General features: G+C 48.7%; 17 protein-coding genes. 2 read left to right on the top strand and 15 right to left on the bottom strand.

Going from position 1 to position 17,107, the window contains the following annotated elements:
* Positions 1-162 precede the first annotated feature (162 nt).
* Positions 163-1,815 (bottom strand): DAK2 domain-containing protein, encoded by a 1,653-nt coding sequence (locus J7E21_RS03715; protein WP_215104865.1) that lies wholly within the window; start codon positions 1,813-1,815, stop codon positions 163-165.
* A 19-nt stretch (positions 1,816-1,834) separates the two neighbouring features.
* Positions 1,835-2,197, bottom strand: coding sequence for an Asp23/Gls24 family envelope stress response protein (locus tag J7E21_RS03710; RefSeq protein ID WP_215104862.1), 363 nt, complete (start codon positions 2,195-2,197; stop codon positions 1,835-1,837).
* 220 nt (positions 2,198-2,417) lie between these two features.
* On the opposite strand from J7E21_RS03710, the gene rpmB reads away from it, so the two are divergent.
* Positions 2,418-2,606: a 50S ribosomal protein L28 gene (gene rpmB, locus J7E21_RS03705; protein WP_215104860.1), complete on the top strand. Its 189-nt coding sequence runs from the start codon at positions 2,418-2,420 to the stop codon at positions 2,604-2,606.
* A gap of 55 nt (positions 2,607-2,661) precedes the next feature.
* On the opposite strand, the gene J7E21_RS03700 is transcribed toward rpmB, so the two are convergent.
* The 13 genes from J7E21_RS03700 to J7E21_RS03640 form a co-directional block, all read right to left on the bottom strand.
* Positions 2,662-3,300, bottom strand: coding sequence for a thiamine diphosphokinase (locus J7E21_RS03700; RefSeq protein WP_215104858.1), 639 nt, complete (start codon positions 3,298-3,300; stop codon positions 2,662-2,664).
* Positions 3,297-3,962: a ribulose-phosphate 3-epimerase gene (rpe, locus tag J7E21_RS03695; RefSeq protein ID WP_215104856.1), complete on the bottom strand. Its 666-nt coding sequence runs from the start codon at positions 3,960-3,962 to the stop codon at positions 3,297-3,299. Before rpe ends, J7E21_RS03700 begins: the two co-directional genes overlap by 4 nt.
* The gene (gene rsgA / locus J7E21_RS03690; protein WP_215104854.1) at positions 3,955-4,851 is read right to left on the bottom strand and encodes a ribosome small subunit-dependent GTPase A; all 897 of its coding nucleotides are present in this window, start codon (positions 4,849-4,851) and stop codon (positions 3,955-3,957) included. The genes rpe and rsgA overlap by 8 nt, the downstream gene beginning before the upstream one ends.
* 33 nt (positions 4,852-4,884) lie before the next feature.
* The gene (gene pknB, locus J7E21_RS03685) at positions 4,885-6,858 is read right to left on the bottom strand and encodes a Stk1 family PASTA domain-containing Ser/Thr kinase (RefSeq protein WP_215104852.1); all 1,974 of its coding nucleotides are present in this window, start codon (positions 6,856-6,858) and stop codon (positions 4,885-4,887) included.
* A gap of 2 nt (positions 6,859-6,860) precedes the next feature.
* A complete protein-coding gene (locus tag J7E21_RS03680; RefSeq protein ID WP_215104850.1) occupies positions 6,861-7,610 on the bottom strand; it encodes a Stp1/IreP family PP2C-type Ser/Thr phosphatase in 750 nt (249 codons plus the stop codon).
* Positions 7,611-7,628: 18 nt separating this feature from the next.
* On the bottom strand, positions 7,629-8,987 hold the full coding sequence (gene rsmB / locus J7E21_RS03675) for a 16S rRNA (cytosine(967)-C(5))-methyltransferase RsmB (protein ID WP_215104848.1): 1,359 nt from the start codon (positions 8,985-8,987) through the stop codon (positions 7,629-7,631).
* Positions 8,984-9,916 carry a methionyl-tRNA formyltransferase gene (gene fmt / locus J7E21_RS03670; protein WP_215104846.1) on the bottom strand — a complete coding sequence of 311 codons (933 nt, stop codon included), beginning with the start codon at positions 9,914-9,916 and terminating at the stop codon, positions 8,984-8,986. The genes rsmB and fmt overlap by 4 nt, the downstream gene beginning before the upstream one ends.
* A complete protein-coding gene (def, locus tag J7E21_RS03665; RefSeq protein WP_215104844.1) occupies positions 9,913-10,419 on the bottom strand; it encodes a peptide deformylase in 507 nt (168 codons plus the stop codon). The genes fmt and def overlap by 4 nt, the downstream gene beginning before the upstream one ends.
* An 18-nt stretch (positions 10,420-10,437) precedes the next feature.
* Positions 10,438-12,834, bottom strand: a complete 2,397-nt coding sequence (gene priA / locus J7E21_RS03660; protein WP_215104842.1) for a primosomal protein N' — start codon at positions 12,832-12,834, stop codon at positions 10,438-10,440.
* Positions 12,831-14,030: a bifunctional phosphopantothenoylcysteine decarboxylase/phosphopantothenate--cysteine ligase CoaBC gene (gene coaBC, locus J7E21_RS03655; RefSeq protein WP_215104841.1), complete on the bottom strand. Its 1,200-nt coding sequence runs from the start codon at positions 14,028-14,030 to the stop codon at positions 12,831-12,833. Before coaBC ends, priA begins: the two co-directional genes overlap by 4 nt.
* Before the next feature lie 75 nt (positions 14,031-14,105).
* Positions 14,106-14,330, bottom strand: a complete 225-nt coding sequence (rpoZ, locus tag J7E21_RS03650; RefSeq protein ID WP_215104839.1) for a DNA-directed RNA polymerase subunit omega — start codon at positions 14,328-14,330, stop codon at positions 14,106-14,108.
* Positions 14,330-14,950 carry a guanylate kinase gene (gene gmk / locus J7E21_RS03645; RefSeq protein ID WP_215104837.1) on the bottom strand — a complete coding sequence of 207 codons (621 nt, stop codon included), beginning with the start codon at positions 14,948-14,950 and terminating at the stop codon, positions 14,330-14,332. The genes rpoZ and gmk overlap by 1 nt, the downstream gene beginning before the upstream one ends.
* 1 nt (position 14,951) lies before the next feature.
* On the bottom strand, positions 14,952-15,221 hold the full coding sequence (locus J7E21_RS03640) for an extracellular matrix/biofilm biosynthesis regulator RemA family protein (protein WP_215104835.1): 270 nt from the start codon (positions 15,219-15,221) through the stop codon (positions 14,952-14,954).
* Between the two features lie 121 nt (positions 15,222-15,342).
* Between J7E21_RS03640 and J7E21_RS03635 the strand changes: the two genes are divergently transcribed.
* Entirely contained in the window at positions 15,343-16,998 is a 1,656-nt protein-coding gene (locus J7E21_RS03635) for an Rqc2 family fibronectin-binding protein (protein ID WP_215104833.1), read from the top strand.
* Positions 16,999-17,107 lie beyond the last annotated feature (109 nt).

The raw sequence follows: 17,107 nt of genomic DNA, 5'->3' as shown, positions 1-17,107 counted from the left end.
ACAAAGATAATAAAGCGCATACATTGTCATGACACTGTGCTTTTTCAGCTATTTTCATTTAAAGGGATTTCTATCGGGGAATCATAATAGCCCGCCAACTTTCCTATTTTGACAAAAAAAAACCGGAGGTCCGGTATCTAGTTCCCGGACCTCCGCCATTTCTTATTCAACTGCTAAAATATACGGATACAGCGGCTGTTTGCCATTATGAATCTCTACTTCAACTTCTTCGTTCAAAGATTCAATGAAAGAACCGAGTTTTTCAGCATCCGCTTTGGTGACGTCTTCTCCGAAAAGGATCGTGACGATTTCAGCATCGGCATCTACAATTCTTCTGCAAAGCTCTTCCGTCACATGCTCTAGACTCATATCGGAAACCACGATTTTACCTTCGGAAATGCCCATGAAATCGTCTTTCTTGATGGTGATTCCGTCAATTGACGTGTCGCGCACCGCAAAAGTTACAGAACCCGACTTGACATGCTTGATAGCCTCGCTCATCGCATTGCGGTTTTCGCTGACCGGCGCTTCTGGATTAAATGCCAAAAGAGCAGACATTCCTTGAGGAACGTCTTTTGTCGGCACAACTGCCGCTTCGATATCAAGCAGTTCGGCCGCTTGTTCAGCTGCCATGATAATGTTTTTATTGTTCGGCAGGATCAGCACGCGCTCTGCGCCGATCGAGCGGACCGCATTGACGATGTCTTCTGTAGAAGGATTCATCGTCTGGCCGCCTTCAATGACGTAGGAAGCACCGATTGAGCGGAGTAATTCTGCCACGCCTTCACCCATTGCGACCGTCACGATAGCATACGGGTGCTTCGTTTTTTCAGCAACCGGTGCTTTTTTATGGCCTTCGCCGACAAGGTCGGTATGCTGCTGGCGCATGTTTTCGATCTTCATGCTGATCAGGCTTCCGTATTCCTGGCCGTATGTAAGGACTTTTCCGGGCTCTTCGGAGTGGATATGGATTTTTGCGATTTCTTCATCGGAAATGACCAATAGGGAATCCCCGTAATTACTAAGATCCGTCCGGAATTCGGCTTCATTGAATGAGCGTTTGCCGTCTTCAAACTTGACCATGAATTCGGTGCAATAACCGAACTCGATATCTTCCGTATTCATAAAGCCGGCGATGTTTTTATGGTGCTCCGCGCTGACCAGTTCATCCATTGAGTTATCCGCATGTTTTTCCGGCAAGGCTTCACCTTTCAAGGCAGCAAGGAACCCTTCGTAAACAAAGACGAGCCCTTGCCCGCCGCTGTCTACGACGCCGACTTCCTTCAACACCGGCAACAAGTCCGGTGTGCGCTCAAGAGAAGCTTTCGCTTCCGTGACAACCGCTTCAAACAAGAGGATAATATCTTCTTCACTTTCAGCAAGGCTCATGCCTTTCGCTGCTGAATCTTTGGCGACGGTCAAAATTGTACCTTCTACAGGCTTCATGACCGCCTTATAAGCTGTCTCGACGCCGTGCTGCAAGCCTTCCGCCAATTTCTTTGCCGAAAGTTCGGACTCATCCGCGATGAATTTTCCGAAGCCACGGAATAATTGGGACAAGATGACACCCGAGTTGCCGCGCGCGCCCATCAATAATCCTTTCGATAAAGCGCTTGCTGTTTTGCCTATATGTTCTTGGACATGGGCTTGTGTTTCTTTAGCACCGGATGTCATCGATAAATTCATATTCGTCCCTGTATCGCCGTCAGGCACCGGGAAGACGTTCAATGCATCTACATAATCCGCATTCTGGAACAGGTGATGCGAACCCATCTGCACCATTTCCGCGAATTTCACTCCGTTTAATGACTTCATAACCGACTTTTCCTCCTCATTACGGGTTCGTAACACGAACGCCCTGGACATAAATGTTTACCGCTTTTACCGGCATACCCAATGTTTTAGTAATCGTATATTTCACTTTGGACTGGACTTGATATGCCACTTCCGAAATTTTTGTTCCGTAGCTGATGATTACGTACATATCAATAACAAAATCGCCATCGTCTTGGCGCACAAGGACTCCTTTGGCGAAATTCTCTTTGCGGAGAATATCGGTCAGGCCGTCACGGATTTGGTGTTTTGTTGCCATCCCTACGATTCCGTAGCATTCGATCGCAGCACCGCCGGCTATTTGAGCTATCACATCATTGGAAATATCGATTTGACCATATTCGTTATTCAACTCAATCGACATTAAAATTCCTCCTCGAGTCCTATTTCACTCTTTTCATTCTACATCAAAGCCCTTTATAAGAAAAGCCGCCGTTTTGGTGTGTAAAGGTTTTTTTCTTTAAAGGGGGTGAATTTCACTTGCGCACCTCTTTTTTCTATGGTAAATTATTAAAGTATGTGGAACGAAAAATGAACTGAAATTCTATTATAATTTTCAGCTTCACTTGTGAGGAGGGACTTACATGCCAAAAGTATGTGCAGTATCTGGACGTAAAGCTCGTGCAGGAAACAGCCGTTCACACGCGTTGAACTCGACAAAACGTACATGGGGAGCAAACCTTCAAAAAGTTCGTATCCTTGTAGACGGCAAGCCGAAACGTGTATGGGTTTCCGCGAGAGCAATGAAATCAGGAAAAGTTGAGCGCGTCTAAACGCTCATGAAAAATGCCAGGCTGACAAATGTCAGCCTGGCATTTTTTCGTGCGTTCAATCGGAACTTTCGATGATAATCAAATGGCCGCCCGTAAATTTCACGGTTCCACACTCCGACAATTCATTGCTGATAAAGCGCGTCGAACCGAACGGAATTTCCTCATCTTGCACCGTGTATTTAAAACCTTCTATAGTCAAGCCGCTTACTTGTTCCGCAAACGGATAAAACGATACGAAGTCGTATGCCGGGTCGGGTTCCATTTGGAATTCCCCAGGCTCCATGAAGCGGATGCGGTTTTGTTTGTTCAAAACGAGAAATTCGACATCCGGATAGCGCCTTTGATAAGCGAAAACAATATGCAACGCCGCCATGTAATGGTCCAGGCGCCCGCCTGTCACACCTGTAATGATGACCGTCTCCGGACGGTAATGCATGGCTTTTTCTAAGGCGAGTTCCGTATCGGATTCGTCTTTATCCGCCGGAGACCGTTCAAGTGAAGGGAAGCCCGCACGAATTTGTTCATACTCATCATCCGACACCGAATCAAAATCCCCAATCGCTTCTAACGGCTCAATGCATTGGCCGAGAAGCGTGACGACTCCTGCATCCACTCCGATATGAACCGCATCTTTATAGAGTGAAAGGTCCGGCAATTCATCTACCGGACCTCCTGCTGTTAGAACGACAATCACGAAAATGCCCCTTGACCCGCTTGTTTGATGGCCTGTAAAGCGAGCGCACGATCTTCTTTACTAAAAATAGCGGATCCAGCGACAAATACATTTGCTCCCGCTTTTGCACACGGAACAATTGTTTCTTCGTTGATGCCGCCATCGATCTGAATATCAACCGACAAGCCTCGTTCTTTAACCATCGCCGCCAATTGCGCGACTTTCGGCACCACCGAATGAATAAACTTCTGGCCGCCAAACCCTGGATTGACGGTCATAAACAACACCAAATCGATATCTTCCAGAACGTGCTGGATCGTTTCGACCGGTGTATGTGGATTCAATACGACGCCAGGCTTGACGCCAAATGAACGGATCAATTGAATCGTACGGTGAAGATGCGGGCACGCTTCGACGTGGACCGTAATATAATCCGCTCCCGCTTTTGCAAAATCTTCAATATAACGGTCCGGATTTTCAATCATCAAATGGACATCGAGCGGAAGCTTCGTTAACGGGCGAAGCGCACCGACGACGATGGGCCCCATCGTGATGTTCGGTACAAAATGGCCATCCATGACATCAATATGGATCCAATCGGCGCCTGCTTTTTCGACTTCTTGTACTTCTTGTCCGAGTTTGGCAAAATCAGCTGCTAGTATGGACGGTGCAATTTTAATCATGTGAATACCTCGGCTTTCGATTCATAATTTCTTCCAAAAACTTCAAATAGTGCTTGTGGCGGTAAGCAGGGATTTCCCCAGTTTCCACCGCTTGTTTGATGGCGCATTTCGGTTCGTTCAAATGCAAACATTCGCGGAATTTGCATGCGCCTGAGCGCTGTTCCATTTCCGGGAAGCATGCCGACAGTTCCTCTTTTTCCAGTTGATCAAAATCAAACGAGCTGAATCCCGGCGTATCCGCAAGCAGTCCGCCGTTCACGTCGATCAATTCCACATGGCGCGTTGTATGTTTTCCGCGGTTTAACGCCTGCGAGATATCATCGGTCTTCAATTTCAGCGAAGGCAAAATCGTATTCAGAAGCGTCGATTTGCCGACTCCGGATTGGCCGGCTAGCACGCTTGTTTTTCCTTCAAGAACCGGCATAAGCCGCTCTTGCAGCGTGGGATCGTCTTTATATGTTTCGATGACTTCATACCCGATATTCCGGTAATCCTCTGTGTAGCGGTCAAGTGCTGCACGCTCATTATCAGGTACTAAATCCATTTTCGTCAAGCAAATGACCGGCCGGATATTGAACGATTCGACAGCGACAAGAAAACGGTCCAACAGCAGCGGGTGGAAATCCGGCTGCTTTGCCGAAAATACCAAGATCGCTTGATCGATATTGGCGATCGGCGGCCGCACAAGTTCATTTTTCCGTTCTTCGATTTCGAGTATGGTTCCTTCGCGTTCGTTGTCCGCTTTATACTCCACAAAATCCCCAACGAGCGGCGTAATTTGGCGGTTGCGGAATATTCCGCGCCCGCGGCATTGCGTGTAACGCTCTCCATCTTCATCCAGCACATAATAAAATCCGCTTAACGCCTTTCGAATCTGACCTTTCGGCATAGCACCACCCCTTATTCTTTATTTTCAACTCGCTTAATCGACGTTCTCGTATTCTACGGTATTTTCCAGAATGATGGTCGCATCTCGGACAATTCGGTAAGAAGCGCTCGCATCTTCAACAATTTGCATTTCAATCTGGTGCTCAGTCGTTTCCGTGATAGTGAATTCTTCGACCGGCTCCACCATGCTCTGGTTTTGGTCCTGGATATAAATGCGGATTGTCTGTTCGACCGGGTCTTCCCCTTCTTCTGCAGGTTCAGCCGGTTCATACGGAATTTCCACCGTTTCAACATACGTCTTCACGGGGAGTTCAGCACCCCCTGAAGAAAGAACCACCTCAATCGTGCTGCCCACTTCGAGCATCTCTCCGCTAGCGACGTTTTGCGACAAGACCAATCCTTCTTCTACCGTTTCGGATGTTTCTTCACGTACAATCCGGATATTGAATCCTGAAGAACGGGCGTATTCGTTCAATTCAGATTCCCCGAATCCGCTTAAATCCGACACTTCCCGCATGTCCTTGCCTTTGCTGACAACAAACGCGACTTCAGTATCACTAATGACGACTTCGGTTCCAGCTTCTGGACTTTGGCTTAAAATGGTGCCAGTCGCTTCATCCGAAAATTCTTCCTGAGAATCGGCCGGGGCATAATTCGCTGACTCGAGCATGCGCTGTGCCTGTTCGAGTGAAGTGCCGACATAATCGCCGAATTCAGCGGTTTCTTTGCCAGCACTGACAAATAAACTGATGCCGCTTTCACGATCGCGCATTTTCCCAGCTTCTGGAATCGTGCGAATAATATGGTCCGCTTCCACTTCTTCTGAAAATTCCTCTGTCTCTTCTTCGATAATAAATCCAGCAGCCATCAGCTCTTCTTGTGCCTCAGCGCGTTCCATGCCCGAAACATCCGGCACCGCTACTTGCCTCGCTTCAAACAATCCTGGGAATGCAATCGCTATAATCAGCCCAGCAAGGAGCAATGCGCCAAAAATGCCGAGAATAATCGGAAGTTTTTTCCGTTCCTTTTTCTTTAATGGCTTTACAGGTGGAGTTTTTTCGGCTTTTGGCAGTTCCACCGTTTTCGTCGCATCCGCTTGCTCATACGCGCCGCTGTCTTTGATGGCGGGCATAGCACGGGTTTCCCCTTCGTCGATGGGAACCGCAAACTTCGGTTCGTTTAACCGTTCCGGAGAGAGCGCGGTCGACAGATCTTCCGCCATTTCATCAGCTGATGCATAGCGGTATTGCGGGTTTTTAGTAGTTGCTTTTAAAACGATGTTCTCCAAACTTTGCGGGAGGCTGGGGACAATCTCTTTCAGGGAAGGCGTTTCTGTCTGCAGATGCTTTAACGCAATCGCCACTGCTGATTCGCCGGAAAACGGCAATCTACCCGTCAATAATTCAAACATGACGATCCCAAGTGAGTAAATATCGGACTTTTTATTGGCTGTGCCCCCCCGAGCTTGTTCTGGAGATAAGTAATGTACTGTCCCGAGAACCGAGTTCGTCTGCGTATAGGAAGTGGCGCTTAATGCCATCGCTATACCGAAATCCGAAATTTTGACATTGCCCTCTCCATCTACAAGGACGTTTTGCGGTTTAATATCCCGGTGGACGATGTGATTGTGGTGGGCATGCGCTAGCGCTGAAGCCAACTGCTTCATAATTTCCACGGCGCGTTCCGGCTCGACTGGGGAATGTTTAATGATGTATTCTTTCAGCGTATCCCCCGGCACATACTCCATGACGAGATAAGGCAACGCATTTTCTTCCCCAACGTCAAAAATAGTGACGATGTTCGGGTGGTCAAGGCTGGTGGTAGATAGAGCTTCCCGCTGGAAACGGCGCCGCAATTCTTCTTCATTTGAAAAATCATAGCGCAACACCTTAATCGCCACATCCCGGTCAAGGATCATATCGTGCGCCAAATACACATTGGACATGCCACCGCTGCCGATTGCTTCGAGGACTTTATAACGACCATTAATTCTTTTACCAATCAACATCGCTATACCTCCTCACCGCGCGGCTTCATCAATACAAATGAGATATTATCTTCTCCGCCGTGCTCATTGGCCAGTCTGATCAATGCTTTGCCTTTTTGTGCCAGCGAAGCTTGTGAACGAACAATGGAGGAAATTTCATGTTCACTCAATTTATTGCTCAACCCGTCTGTGCATATTAGCAAATAAGGAATTCCCGCAAGAGAAAATCGGTGCATCTCACGTTCTATCTCTGGTTCTGTGCCGAGTGAGCGCATAATCCAGTTTTTCTTCGGATGGTCTTCTGCTTGCTGCTGAGTAATTTCGCCGTTATCGACCAACACATTCACATACGAATGGTCCCGCGTCATTAGTCTGACCGAGGAATCGATGAGGTAAACCCGGCTATCGCCGATGTGGCAAAGCACGCAATCTTCCCCGTCAATCAACGCAGCGATTAGCGTCGTGCCCATTCCTTTGCATTCGATATGATTTACCGCATGCTCATAAACATAACGGTTCACTTCCAAAATCCGCTCTGACAGCCATGCTTTTCTGGCTTCGGCAGTTTCAAATGCCGCGTCATCCGCTTCCAGAAATTTGCGGCTGAGTTCATCCACCGTTACCCGGCTTGCAACATCCCCTGCGTTATGTCCGCCCATGCCATCGGCGACAAGCGCCAGCAATAAACCGTTCGGACGATTGAGTACTGCGACACAATCTTCATTGACTTCCCGTTTTCTGCCGGTATCACTTTCAATTACATACTGAAACAATAGTGTACACCCCGCTTTTTAACTTCCGGCATTATGATTGCCAGTGCTTTTTTTAAAGCTTGCGACGAAAAACCCGTCACTCCCGAAATCCTGTGGGAAAACTTGGACAAAACCTTGCCCTTTACCTTTGAAAGCTGGCGGCAATGCGGACGGAATCTGCTCCATTTCCGGATGCGCCTTCATAAACTGTTCGGCCGTTCCCCGGTTTTCTTCGGTATCGACGGTACACGTGCTGTAGACGACAATGCCACCGGGCTTCAACAACTTGGCCGCTTCATCCAGCAGCGCCAATTGGATGGTCTGCAGGCGGCCGAAATCATCCGGCGTTTTCGTATATTTAATATCCGGCTTGCGCTTGATTACGCCAAGTCCACTGCAAGGTGCATCCACTAAAATACGGTCGAATTGCTCTTCGCCGAATCGTGCGGCGCTTTCCCTGCCATCCCCGACAATCGTTTCAATGTGCTGATGGCCGAGCCTTGCAGCCGTTTCTTCGATTAATTTCACTTTATGGGGATGCAAATCCATCGCCAGCACTTTCCCTGTGCCTTCCAACTTTTCGGCAATATGGGTCGTTTTCCCTCCTGGCGCGGCGCACATATCGAGAACCGTCATGCCAGGTTCGACCTGAAGCGCATAGGCCGGCAACATGGAACTCTCATCCTGGATAGTGATAAAGCCTTTTTCAAAAGCTTGCGATCGCACCGGCTGCCCACCGGTCACGATGAGACATTCCGGAATGATTTTGCTCGGCTCTGCCGTCAGCCCTTCTGACTCGAGCATTTCGATCACTTGTTCCGTTGACGCTTTGACAGTATTGACACGCACCGTCTGCAATGGTGCTTTATTGTTCTCGAGTGCCATTTCTCGGGCTTTTTCCATGCCGAATTGTTCGGACCAGCGTTTGATCATCCATACCGGATGGCTCGTTTCGATGGATATCTTCTCGATCGGATCGGCTATTTCGTTATACGACCGGACGCCTTCGCGCTGAACCGAGCGCAAAATGCCGTTGACGGCAGAAGCGATGCCCCCGTGTCCCCGGCGCTTTGCGATTTCCACCGCTTCATTGATGACTGCGTGAAACGGAATCCGATCCAAATAAATGATTTGGTAAAGCGACAAACGCAACAGTGTCCGCACCCATGGGTCGATTTTCCCTTTGATAAACGGTTTTAAATAATAATCCAAAGTCATTTGATGCTGCAGCGTCCCATAAGTGATTTCTGTAAGCAACCCTTTGTTTTTCGCAGAAATGCCATAGCTGTCCATCGTTTTATTCAACAGCAGATTGCTGTAGGCTTGTTTATTTTCTACCGCATACAGAATCGACAATGCCGCATCCCTCACATTGCCGTGGATTTTTTTGTTTTTCATTCGAATCGGTCTCCTGCCTGTAATTTCGGTCCGCGCAAATAATCCTGTGCCGTCATGCGTTTTTTGCCGGCTGGCTGCAGCTCCTTGATGGCAAGCGCCCCTTCACCAGTTTGGACGATGATAGCATCTTCTGTGAGTTCAAGCACTTCACCGGGTTCTGCGGTTTTGACCGAATCGGCGATTTCCGCACGCCAGATTTTCACGTTGGTTCTGTCTAATGAAGTAAAGGCTACAGGCCAGGGGTGCAGTCCGCGCACTTGGTTATACAGATCGCGTGCTGATTTGTTCCAGTCGAGACGCTCCTGGTCCCTCGAAATATTGCGTGCGAAAGAGACCCGTTCTTCATCTTGTGGAATCCGCGCATTCGTCCCGTCGATGATCGACGGCAAAGTTTCTTTCAATAATTCCATTCCTGCAGCACTGAGTTTTTCGAACATGCTGCCGGTATGGTCCGCTTCTTCGATCGGCACCGTTGTTTGCGAAATGATATCCCCGGCATCCAAGCGATCGACCATATACATGATCGTCACACCGGTCTGTTGTTTGCCGTCGATGATCGCCTGATGAATGGGCGCGCCTCCACGGTATTCCGGCAGCAAAGATGCGTGAACATTAATGGCGCCAAGCTTCGGCGCTTCAAGTACGGCTGTGGGCAAGATCTGTCCGAAAGCGGCCGTCACGATTAAATCCGGCTGCAAATCCAGAATCTTTTGGGCTTGCTCCGGGTCCTTCAACTTTTCCGGCTGATAGACCGGCAACCCGAGTGCTAGCGCTTGTTCTTTCACCGGTGTCGGCGTCAGGATTTTCTTCCTGCCGACAGGACGATCCGGCTGGGTGACGACCGATACAACTTCATGCCCCTCTTCTACAAGCATCCGTAAAATCGGCGCAGAAAATGCCGGCGTTCCCATGAAAACAATTTTGGTCAAAGCAAATCCTCCTCTTCCTGTTGGCGGATCATCTCATCCAATTCTTCCTGTGTCACGTACCTCTCGATTTTGCTCGTGAACAACACTCCGTCCAAATGATCCATTTCGTGGAGGATTGCGCGTGCTTCGTAGCCTTCAGCTTCCAGCTCGTACCATGCTCCGTCGCGTTCTTGCGCTTTGATTTTAATGCGGCCGTGGCGTTCCACTTCACCGAAAATTCCAGGGAAGCTCAAGCAGCCTTCAATATCGGTTTCCGCTCCTTCAAACAAAACGAGTTCCGGATTGATCATTTCAATCGGGTCTTGCCCTTCCTGAAAATCGACGATTGCGACGCGGAGCAAGACGCCCACTTGTGGAGCGGCAATGCCGACGCCGTCCGCTTCGACCATTGTTTCATGCATATCATCCAGCAGTACTGCCAATTCCTTGTCGAATTCAGTGACGGTGTTGCACGGTGTTTCTAATACTTTATTCGGGTTTTTTACAATGTCGCGGATTACCATTTCTATTCCTCATTTCTGTTACATGACTGTCGTCGGGTTCATATCGATGGACAAAGTCGCCCCCGTTTTGATCCACTCGCTGCGGTAAATTTTGATCAATTGCTGCAGCACTTCAGCCAGCTTTGGTTCTGTTTTGTATTTTATCAAACATTGATAGCGATATCTATTGTTCACACGGGCAATCATCGATGCAGACGGACCGATAATAATGGTCTTTGGCGATAAGCGATTGCGCAGATATTCCGTCATCTGTTCAGCATAGCCGGACACCGTCATCAAATCCTCATGGGTGAACTGGATATTGACGACAAAATAATACGGGGGGTAGCCGCTCGCACGGCGCATGGCCATTTCCTGCTCATAAAAAGGTTCGTACAATTGGTCTTTGGCGAGCATAATCGCGTAATGCTCTGGTGTGTAAGTCTGGACGTACACTTCCCCTGGCAGAATGTCGCGTCCGGCACGGCCGCTGACTTGCGTCAACAATTGATAGGTTTTTTCCGCTGCCCGGAAATCCGGCAAATGCAAAGTCGTATCCGCCGACAAAACGCCGACGAGCGTGATGTTCGGGAAATCCAGGCCTTTGGCGATCATTTGGGTGCCGAGCAGAATGTCGGCTTTTCCTTCCCCGAATGCCGACAATATTTTTTCATGGGCGCCTTTATTGCGTGTGGTGTCGACGTCCATCCTCAATACGCGGGCATCGGGAACGAGCTTCGCCAGTTCCTCTTCGACTTTTTGAGTCCCTGTGCCGAAAAAGCGGATATGGTCGCTTTCGCATTGCGGACAAATTGTCGGAACAGGTTCATCATAGCCGCAATAATGGCATTTCATGCGTTCGCTTGACCGGTGATAGGTCAAGGAAATGTCACAGTTCGGACACTGCAGCACCGTTCCGCAATCCCGGCACAACACAAACGAAGAATAGCCGCGCTTGTTCAAAAACAGCACGACTTGTTCATTTCTCTGGAGACGCTCACGGATCGCTTCTGCAAGCTCTACCGAAAACATCGACCGGTTGCCGGTCCGCAACTCTTCCCGCATATCGACAATGTACACTTCGGGCAAAGGCTGGTTTTTGGCGCGGTTTTTCAGCACCAACAACTCGTATACGCCTTTTTGCGCACGTGCATAGGATTCGAGTGAAGGCGTTGCACTTCCCAGAATGACTGGACATTGATGCTGCTTGCTGCGCCAAATCGCCACGTCTCTGGCATGGTAGCGAGGTGCATCGTCTTGCTTATAGCTTGATTCATGTTCCTCGTCAAGAATGATCAAACCAAGATTTTGGAACGGCGCAAAAATAGCCGAACGGGCGCCGACGACAACTTTCACTTCCGCCCGTTGGATTTTACGCCATTCATCGTATTTTTCTCCTGCCGACAAGCCGCTATGCAGTACGGCTACAAGATCGCCGAAGCGTTCTTTGAAGCGAATGGTCATTTGCGGGGTCAGCGAAATTTCCGGCACGAGCATTATCGCCTCTTTGCCTTCTTCGAGCACTTGGGCGATGGTCTGCAAATAAATCTCGGTTTTTCCGCTGCCCGTGATGCCGTGCAGCATAAAGGTCTTTTCCGTATTCAGGGAAGCTTGAATTGCATCAAACGCTGTTTGCTGCTCATCCGTCAACGACAATGCTGTTTTATGTTCAATAGCCGTCAACAGCGAAGGGTCGCGGTACGATTCCATGAGCGAGTAACTTGCCAACCCTTTTTCAACTAAAGCATTGATCGTCGGAAGCGAAACGCCCGCTTCTTTTTGCAGACGCGCTGCCTCGACCGTTTCCCCCGGATGGTTGTGGAAAAACTCCTGAAGTTTTAATTGCTGTTTGGCGTTCGCTCGAATGGAAATATTTTCAATTCCCTCTATAGAATCCATAATATGCACCATGCGTATGGTTTTAACAGCGGTTTTTTGCTGGATATTCGTATCCGCCAAAACCGTGCCTTTATCCATCTCTTTTTTCATCAGCCCAAATACGGCTTCAGCTTCTTGCGCACGGACAAATTCCCGTGTGCCGAAATATGGCTGCAAGTCTTTCGGCAAGTCTTCAAGCGGGGCATTCAACACGAAGCGCTTTTCATATTTCGCGCGCAGTGCAGCCGGCACCATCACTTGCAATGCGTCGATTTCAAAGCAGACGGTGTGCCGCTTCATCCACTGGGCCAAATCAAGCATTTCCCGGTTCAGAACCGGCTCAACATCCATCAGTTCATGCACAGTCTTTAGGCGCTTCGGGTCGAATTCGGACGTTTCTTTAATAGCCGTAATAAAGCCGAGAACTTTGCGATTGCCAAAAGGCACTTTGACGCGCATCCCCGGCTCTGCGAGTGCTGCAAATTTTTCCGGCACCGCGTAATCAAATGGCCGGTCGATCGGATGTGCGGCAACATCGACGATCACTTCCGCAATCATTTTACAAATTCCTTTTCTGTTATGAGCGCCAGCAATTCATGCGCCAATTCAGTTTTCGGCAAGACCGGGAAGGTTTTTTCAAACCCGCCCAGCCCATAGACTGTGACTTCGTTCGTGTCATGGTCAAAGCCCGCTTGATCTGCGCTGACGTCATTGGCGATGATATAGTTTGCGTTTTTACGCTTCAGTTTATCTTTTGCGTACTGTGCCACGTGATCGGTCTCTGCCGCGAAGCCGACCAGCACTTGCTTGTCTTTTTGTTGTCCGAGCTGCTGTAAAATATCCACTGTCCGCTCCAGTTCAATGACGGAATTCCCATCTTTTTTCTTGACCTTCTGCGCGGCAATCGCCGCAGGACGGTAGTCGGCAACGGCTGCTGTTTTGATGACCATATCGGCGCTATCGTAGTCCCGCAACACTGCGTCCAGCATGTCTTTTGCACTTTCCACAGAAATTCGAGTGACGCCGCTCGGCACCGGAAGAGAAACAGGGCCGCTGATCAACAGCGTTTCCGCACCAAGATCCGCTGCCGCTTGCGCCATCGCGTAACCCATTTTACCACTGGAAAAGTTTGTCAAAAAACGAACCGGGTCGATCCGCTCACGCGTCGGCCCTGCCGTCACTAACACTTTTTTTCCTGCCAGCGGCTTGTTTTTAGAAAAATGCCCAACAACTAGTTCAGTAATCTTTTCCGGCTCTTCCAGGCGCCCTTTGCCGACATATCCACACGCCAAAAAGCCTTCAGACGGTTCGATAAATCGGACGCCGTCATGGTGAAGCCTATCGATATTGCGTTTCACTGCCGGATGGTCGTACATGTGGACATTCATCGCCGGAGCGACCCATATCGGCGCAGACGCCGCAAGCAACACGGTCGAAACCATATCGTCCCCTAAGCCATTGGCCATTTTTGCGATGATGTTTGCCGTCGCTGGCGCTACGATGACCAGGTCTGCCCAGTCCGCCAAATCGATATGCGCGATGACTGAAGAGTCTTTTTCATCAAATGTATCAAAATAGACATCGTTTCTCGACATCACTTGGAACGTTAAAGGCTGGACGAATTGTTTCGCCGATTCGGTCATGATGACTTTAACGTCCGCACCTGCTTGCGATAGTTTGCTGACGAGTGCAACCGCTTTGTAGACTGCGATTCCCCCGCTCACACATAATAGGATTTTCCGATTTACCAACACCGTTAAACACCCTTTCTAAACAACAAACTCCCAAAGAACATATTCGCTCTGGGAGTCGTTAATTGATATCATTGGTTAAATTTCGTCTTCGTAAATTGCGGATGCATCTTGTTGAACCGGCGTCAATACGCCTTCTGCAATTTCTTCCAGCGCTTTTCCGACCGCTTTGTGGGATACATAGGAGTCTAATTTTTCGTCTCCATGTTCATGCAATTGGCGCGCTCGCTTCGACGCCAACGCTACAAGTGAGTATTTTGAATCGATACGGCTTTTTAGTTTATCAACGGATGGGTATAACATCAGGCATTCTCCTTTAGCATATCTAAGTATCTTTTTTCGACACGTTCCCGCTTGCAATGTTCTGCAATGATAATGGCATTGATGCGGTCGCATGCATTTTCCACTTCATCGTTTTCAACGACATAATCGTAGAGGTTCATCATTTCCAGCTCTTTTTTGGCGGCATTGATCCGGGAAGCAATCACTTCATCCGATTCTGTGCCACGGCCGACCAGGCGCTCTTCGAGTTCTGAAAGGCTTGGCGGCGCCAAGAAGATGAACAAGCCGTCGGGCACTTTGTCGCGCACTTGCGCAGCCCCTTGCACTTCGATTTCCAGGAACACATCGCGCCCTGCATCGCGCATTTTATTGACATAGTCGAGCGGCGTGCCATAGTAATTGCTGACATACTCAGCATACTCCAGCAATTGCCCTTGGTCGATCAGTTCTTCAAACTCATGACGGGTCTTGAAGAAATAATCGACTTCATCCACTTCGCCTTCACGCGGTGAGCGCGTAGTCATTGAAATGGAATATTCATAGTTTGTATCCGGCTGTTCGAACAGCTCTTTTCTCACCGTGCCTTTTCCGACACCCGAAGGCCCCGACAGCACAATCAGCAGTCCGCGTTGTTTTCTCATTTTATCCCTCGCTTGCCTCATCATCATTTTCTTCCATCCGCGCAAGTGCAGTCTCGACCGACAAAGCAGAAATGACCACATGGTCGCTATCCATGATAAAAATCGACTTGGTCTTCTTACCGCCTGTCGCATCGACGAGCAAGCCTTTGCTGCGCGCTTCTTGCATCAAACGCTTGGACGGCGCCGAATCCGGTTGGATCAGCGACACAATCCGGTTTACAGCCACCGCGTTGCCCGAGCCGATGGATATGAATTTCACTTTTGGTTTCATTATCTTCACCGCCACCGATGCTTGTCTAACTTTTTCGCTTTGAATCTAACTGTCTTATTATATCATATTCTGTCGTGAAAATGATAAGATGGAACAAAACGATTTGAAAGAGGGATTTTTTATGGCATTTGATGGATTATTTACGAAAGCGATGACGAGCGAGCTCCAACAGCTAGTCAGCGGTAGGATTTCAAAAGTTCATCAGCCTAATCAGCTCGAACTGCTCCTGCATATACGTGCACAAGGAAAAAACCATAAATTGCTCATTTCGATCCACCCATCCTATTCACGGATCCATTTGACGAACACAGCAAACGTCAACCCATCGGAACCGCCGATGTTTTGCATGCTGCTGCGCAAGCATATCGAAGGCGGCGTTATTACCGGAGTGCACCAGCACGGCTCCGACCGGCTGATCATTCTCCGCATACGTGCACGAAATGAAATCGGCGATGAAATTGAACGCGAACTTCACGTCGAAATGATGGGGCGCCATTCGAACGTCATCCTAGTCGATGCCGGACGTGACATGATCCTCGACAGCTTGAAGCATTTGCCGCCGAGCGTCAATTCCTACCGAACGATTCTACCTGGTCAAGATTATATTTTTCCGCCTTCGCAAGATAAACGCAATCCATACGATGAAGGCGCTCGTTTCAACGAACTCAGCGGCAAAGAAATCGTCTCGGAATTCGCCGGGTTTTCCCCGCTGACGGCAAAGGAATTGCATTACCGCCTCGAGAAAGACCCGGAAAGCGCTAAAGAATTTCTCAACGATTTCACGAATCCCGCACCGAGCGGCTATTACGTCGAGCAACAAGGCAAAAGCTATTTCTCAGCAACGCCGCTGACGCATCTTGAACAGGAAAATATCCACTTCGACAATCTTTCCGAGCTGCTCGACCGGATCTATTACGCCAAAGCAGAACGCGACCGCGTCAAACAGCAGGCTGGGGATTTAGAACGCTGGCTGCAAAATGAAATCGCTAAACTGAAACTGAAACTCAAAAAGCTGCAAAAAGAGCAGGACCAAGCACATAAACGCGACCAGCTTCAATTGAACGGCGAGCTGATCATGGCCAACTTGCACACCATCAAAAAAGGCATGAAGCAAGTGGAAGTCGTCAATTATTATAACGAAGAAACCGTGTCGATTGCGCTCGACCCGCGCAAGACACCGATCGAAAATTCCCAGAAATATTACTCGCGCTACCAAAAAGCCAAGACCGCGGTCGTCAAAACGCAGGAACAAATCAAGAAAACCGATGAAGATATCCGCTATTTTGAGCAGCTCATGCAGCAAGTCCAGCAAGCAGGGCTTTCCGATATCGAAGAAATCCGCGAAGAGCTGGCCGAACAAGGCCATATGAAAGCGCAGAAATCCAAGAAAAAGAAAAAGCCGAAGAAACCGAGTGTCGAACATTATGAGTCGAGTAACGGCATTGCGATTTCCGTCGGCAAAAACAATAAACAAAACGATTATGTGACGTTTAAAGTTGCGTCGAAATCCGATACATGGCTTCACACGAAAGACATTCCAGGGTCGCACGTTGTCATCCATTCACAAGAACCGGACGAAGAAACCATTTTAGAAGCTGCATCCATTGCCGCCTATTTCAGCAAAGCGCGCGAATCTGCATCGGTTCCAGTCGATTACACCGAAGTCCGCCAAGTGAAAAAGCCGAGCGGTGCAAAACCGGGCTTTGTAATTTATTTTGAACAGAAAACGGTCTTTGTTACGCCGGATGAAGACCTAGTTTTGAAATTGAAAAAGTAACAGAAGAACTGCCCTGCTGCCTAAAAGCAAGCCGGACAGTTCTTTTTCTTTGTTCAAAAGCAACTGCAGTTTACATAACATTATTATATGAACACTGTATTTCTTAAAG

The organism is Planococcus sp. ISL-109, from assembly GCF_018613655.1.
In the GTDB taxonomy this organism is placed as follows: Bacteria; Bacillota; Bacilli; order Bacillales_A; family Planococcaceae; genus Planococcus.
The sequence above is the reverse complement of the archived record's forward strand: the minus strand, read 5'-3'. Positions and strand labels throughout refer to the sequence as shown.

What these genes read in the sequence shown, in the direction of transcription:
- J7E21_RS03715 (WP_215104865.1), bottom strand. Translation starts at nt 1,815, where the DNA reads ATGAAGTCATTAAACGGAGTGAAATTCGCGGAAATGGTGCAGATGGGT.
- J7E21_RS03710 (WP_215104862.1), bottom strand. Translation starts at nt 2,197, where the DNA reads ATGTCGATTGAGTTGAATAACGAATATGGTCAAATCGATATTTCCAAT.
- rpmB (WP_215104860.1), top strand. Translation starts at nt 2,418, where the DNA reads ATGCCAAAAGTATGTGCAGTATCTGGACGTAAAGCTCGTGCAGGAAAC.
- rpe (WP_215104856.1), bottom strand. Translation starts at nt 3,962, where the DNA reads ATGATTAAAATTGCACCGTCCATACTAGCAGCTGATTTTGCCAAACTC.
- rsgA (WP_215104854.1), bottom strand. Translation starts at nt 4,851, where the DNA reads ATGCCGAAAGGTCAGATTCGAAAGGCGTTAAGCGGATTTTATTATGTG.
- pknB (WP_215104852.1), bottom strand. Translation starts at nt 6,858, where the DNA reads ATGTTGATTGGTAAAAGAATTAATGGTCGTTATAAAGTCCTCGAAGCA.
- rsmB (WP_215104848.1), bottom strand. Translation starts at nt 8,987, where the DNA reads ATGAAAAACAAAAAAATCCACGGCAATGTGAGGGATGCGGCATTGTCG.
- def (WP_215104844.1), bottom strand. Translation starts at nt 10,419, where the DNA reads ATGGTAATCCGCGACATTGTAAAAAACCCGAATAAAGTATTAGAAACA.
- priA (WP_215104842.1), bottom strand. Translation starts at nt 12,834, where the DNA reads ATGATTGCGGAAGTGATCGTCGATGTTGCCGCACATCCGATCGACCGG.
- rpoZ (WP_215104839.1), bottom strand. Translation starts at nt 14,330, where the DNA reads ATGTTATACCCATCCGTTGATAAACTAAAAAGCCGTATCGATTCAAAA.
- gmk (WP_215104837.1), bottom strand. Translation starts at nt 14,950, where the DNA reads ATGAGAAAACAACGCGGACTGCTGATTGTGCTGTCGGGGCCTTCGGGT.
- J7E21_RS03640 (WP_215104835.1), bottom strand. Translation starts at nt 15,221, where the DNA reads ATGAAACCAAAAGTGAAATTCATATCCATCGGCTCGGGCAACGCGGTG.
- J7E21_RS03635 (WP_215104833.1), top strand. Translation starts at nt 15,343, where the DNA reads ATGGCATTTGATGGATTATTTACGAAAGCGATGACGAGCGAGCTCCAA.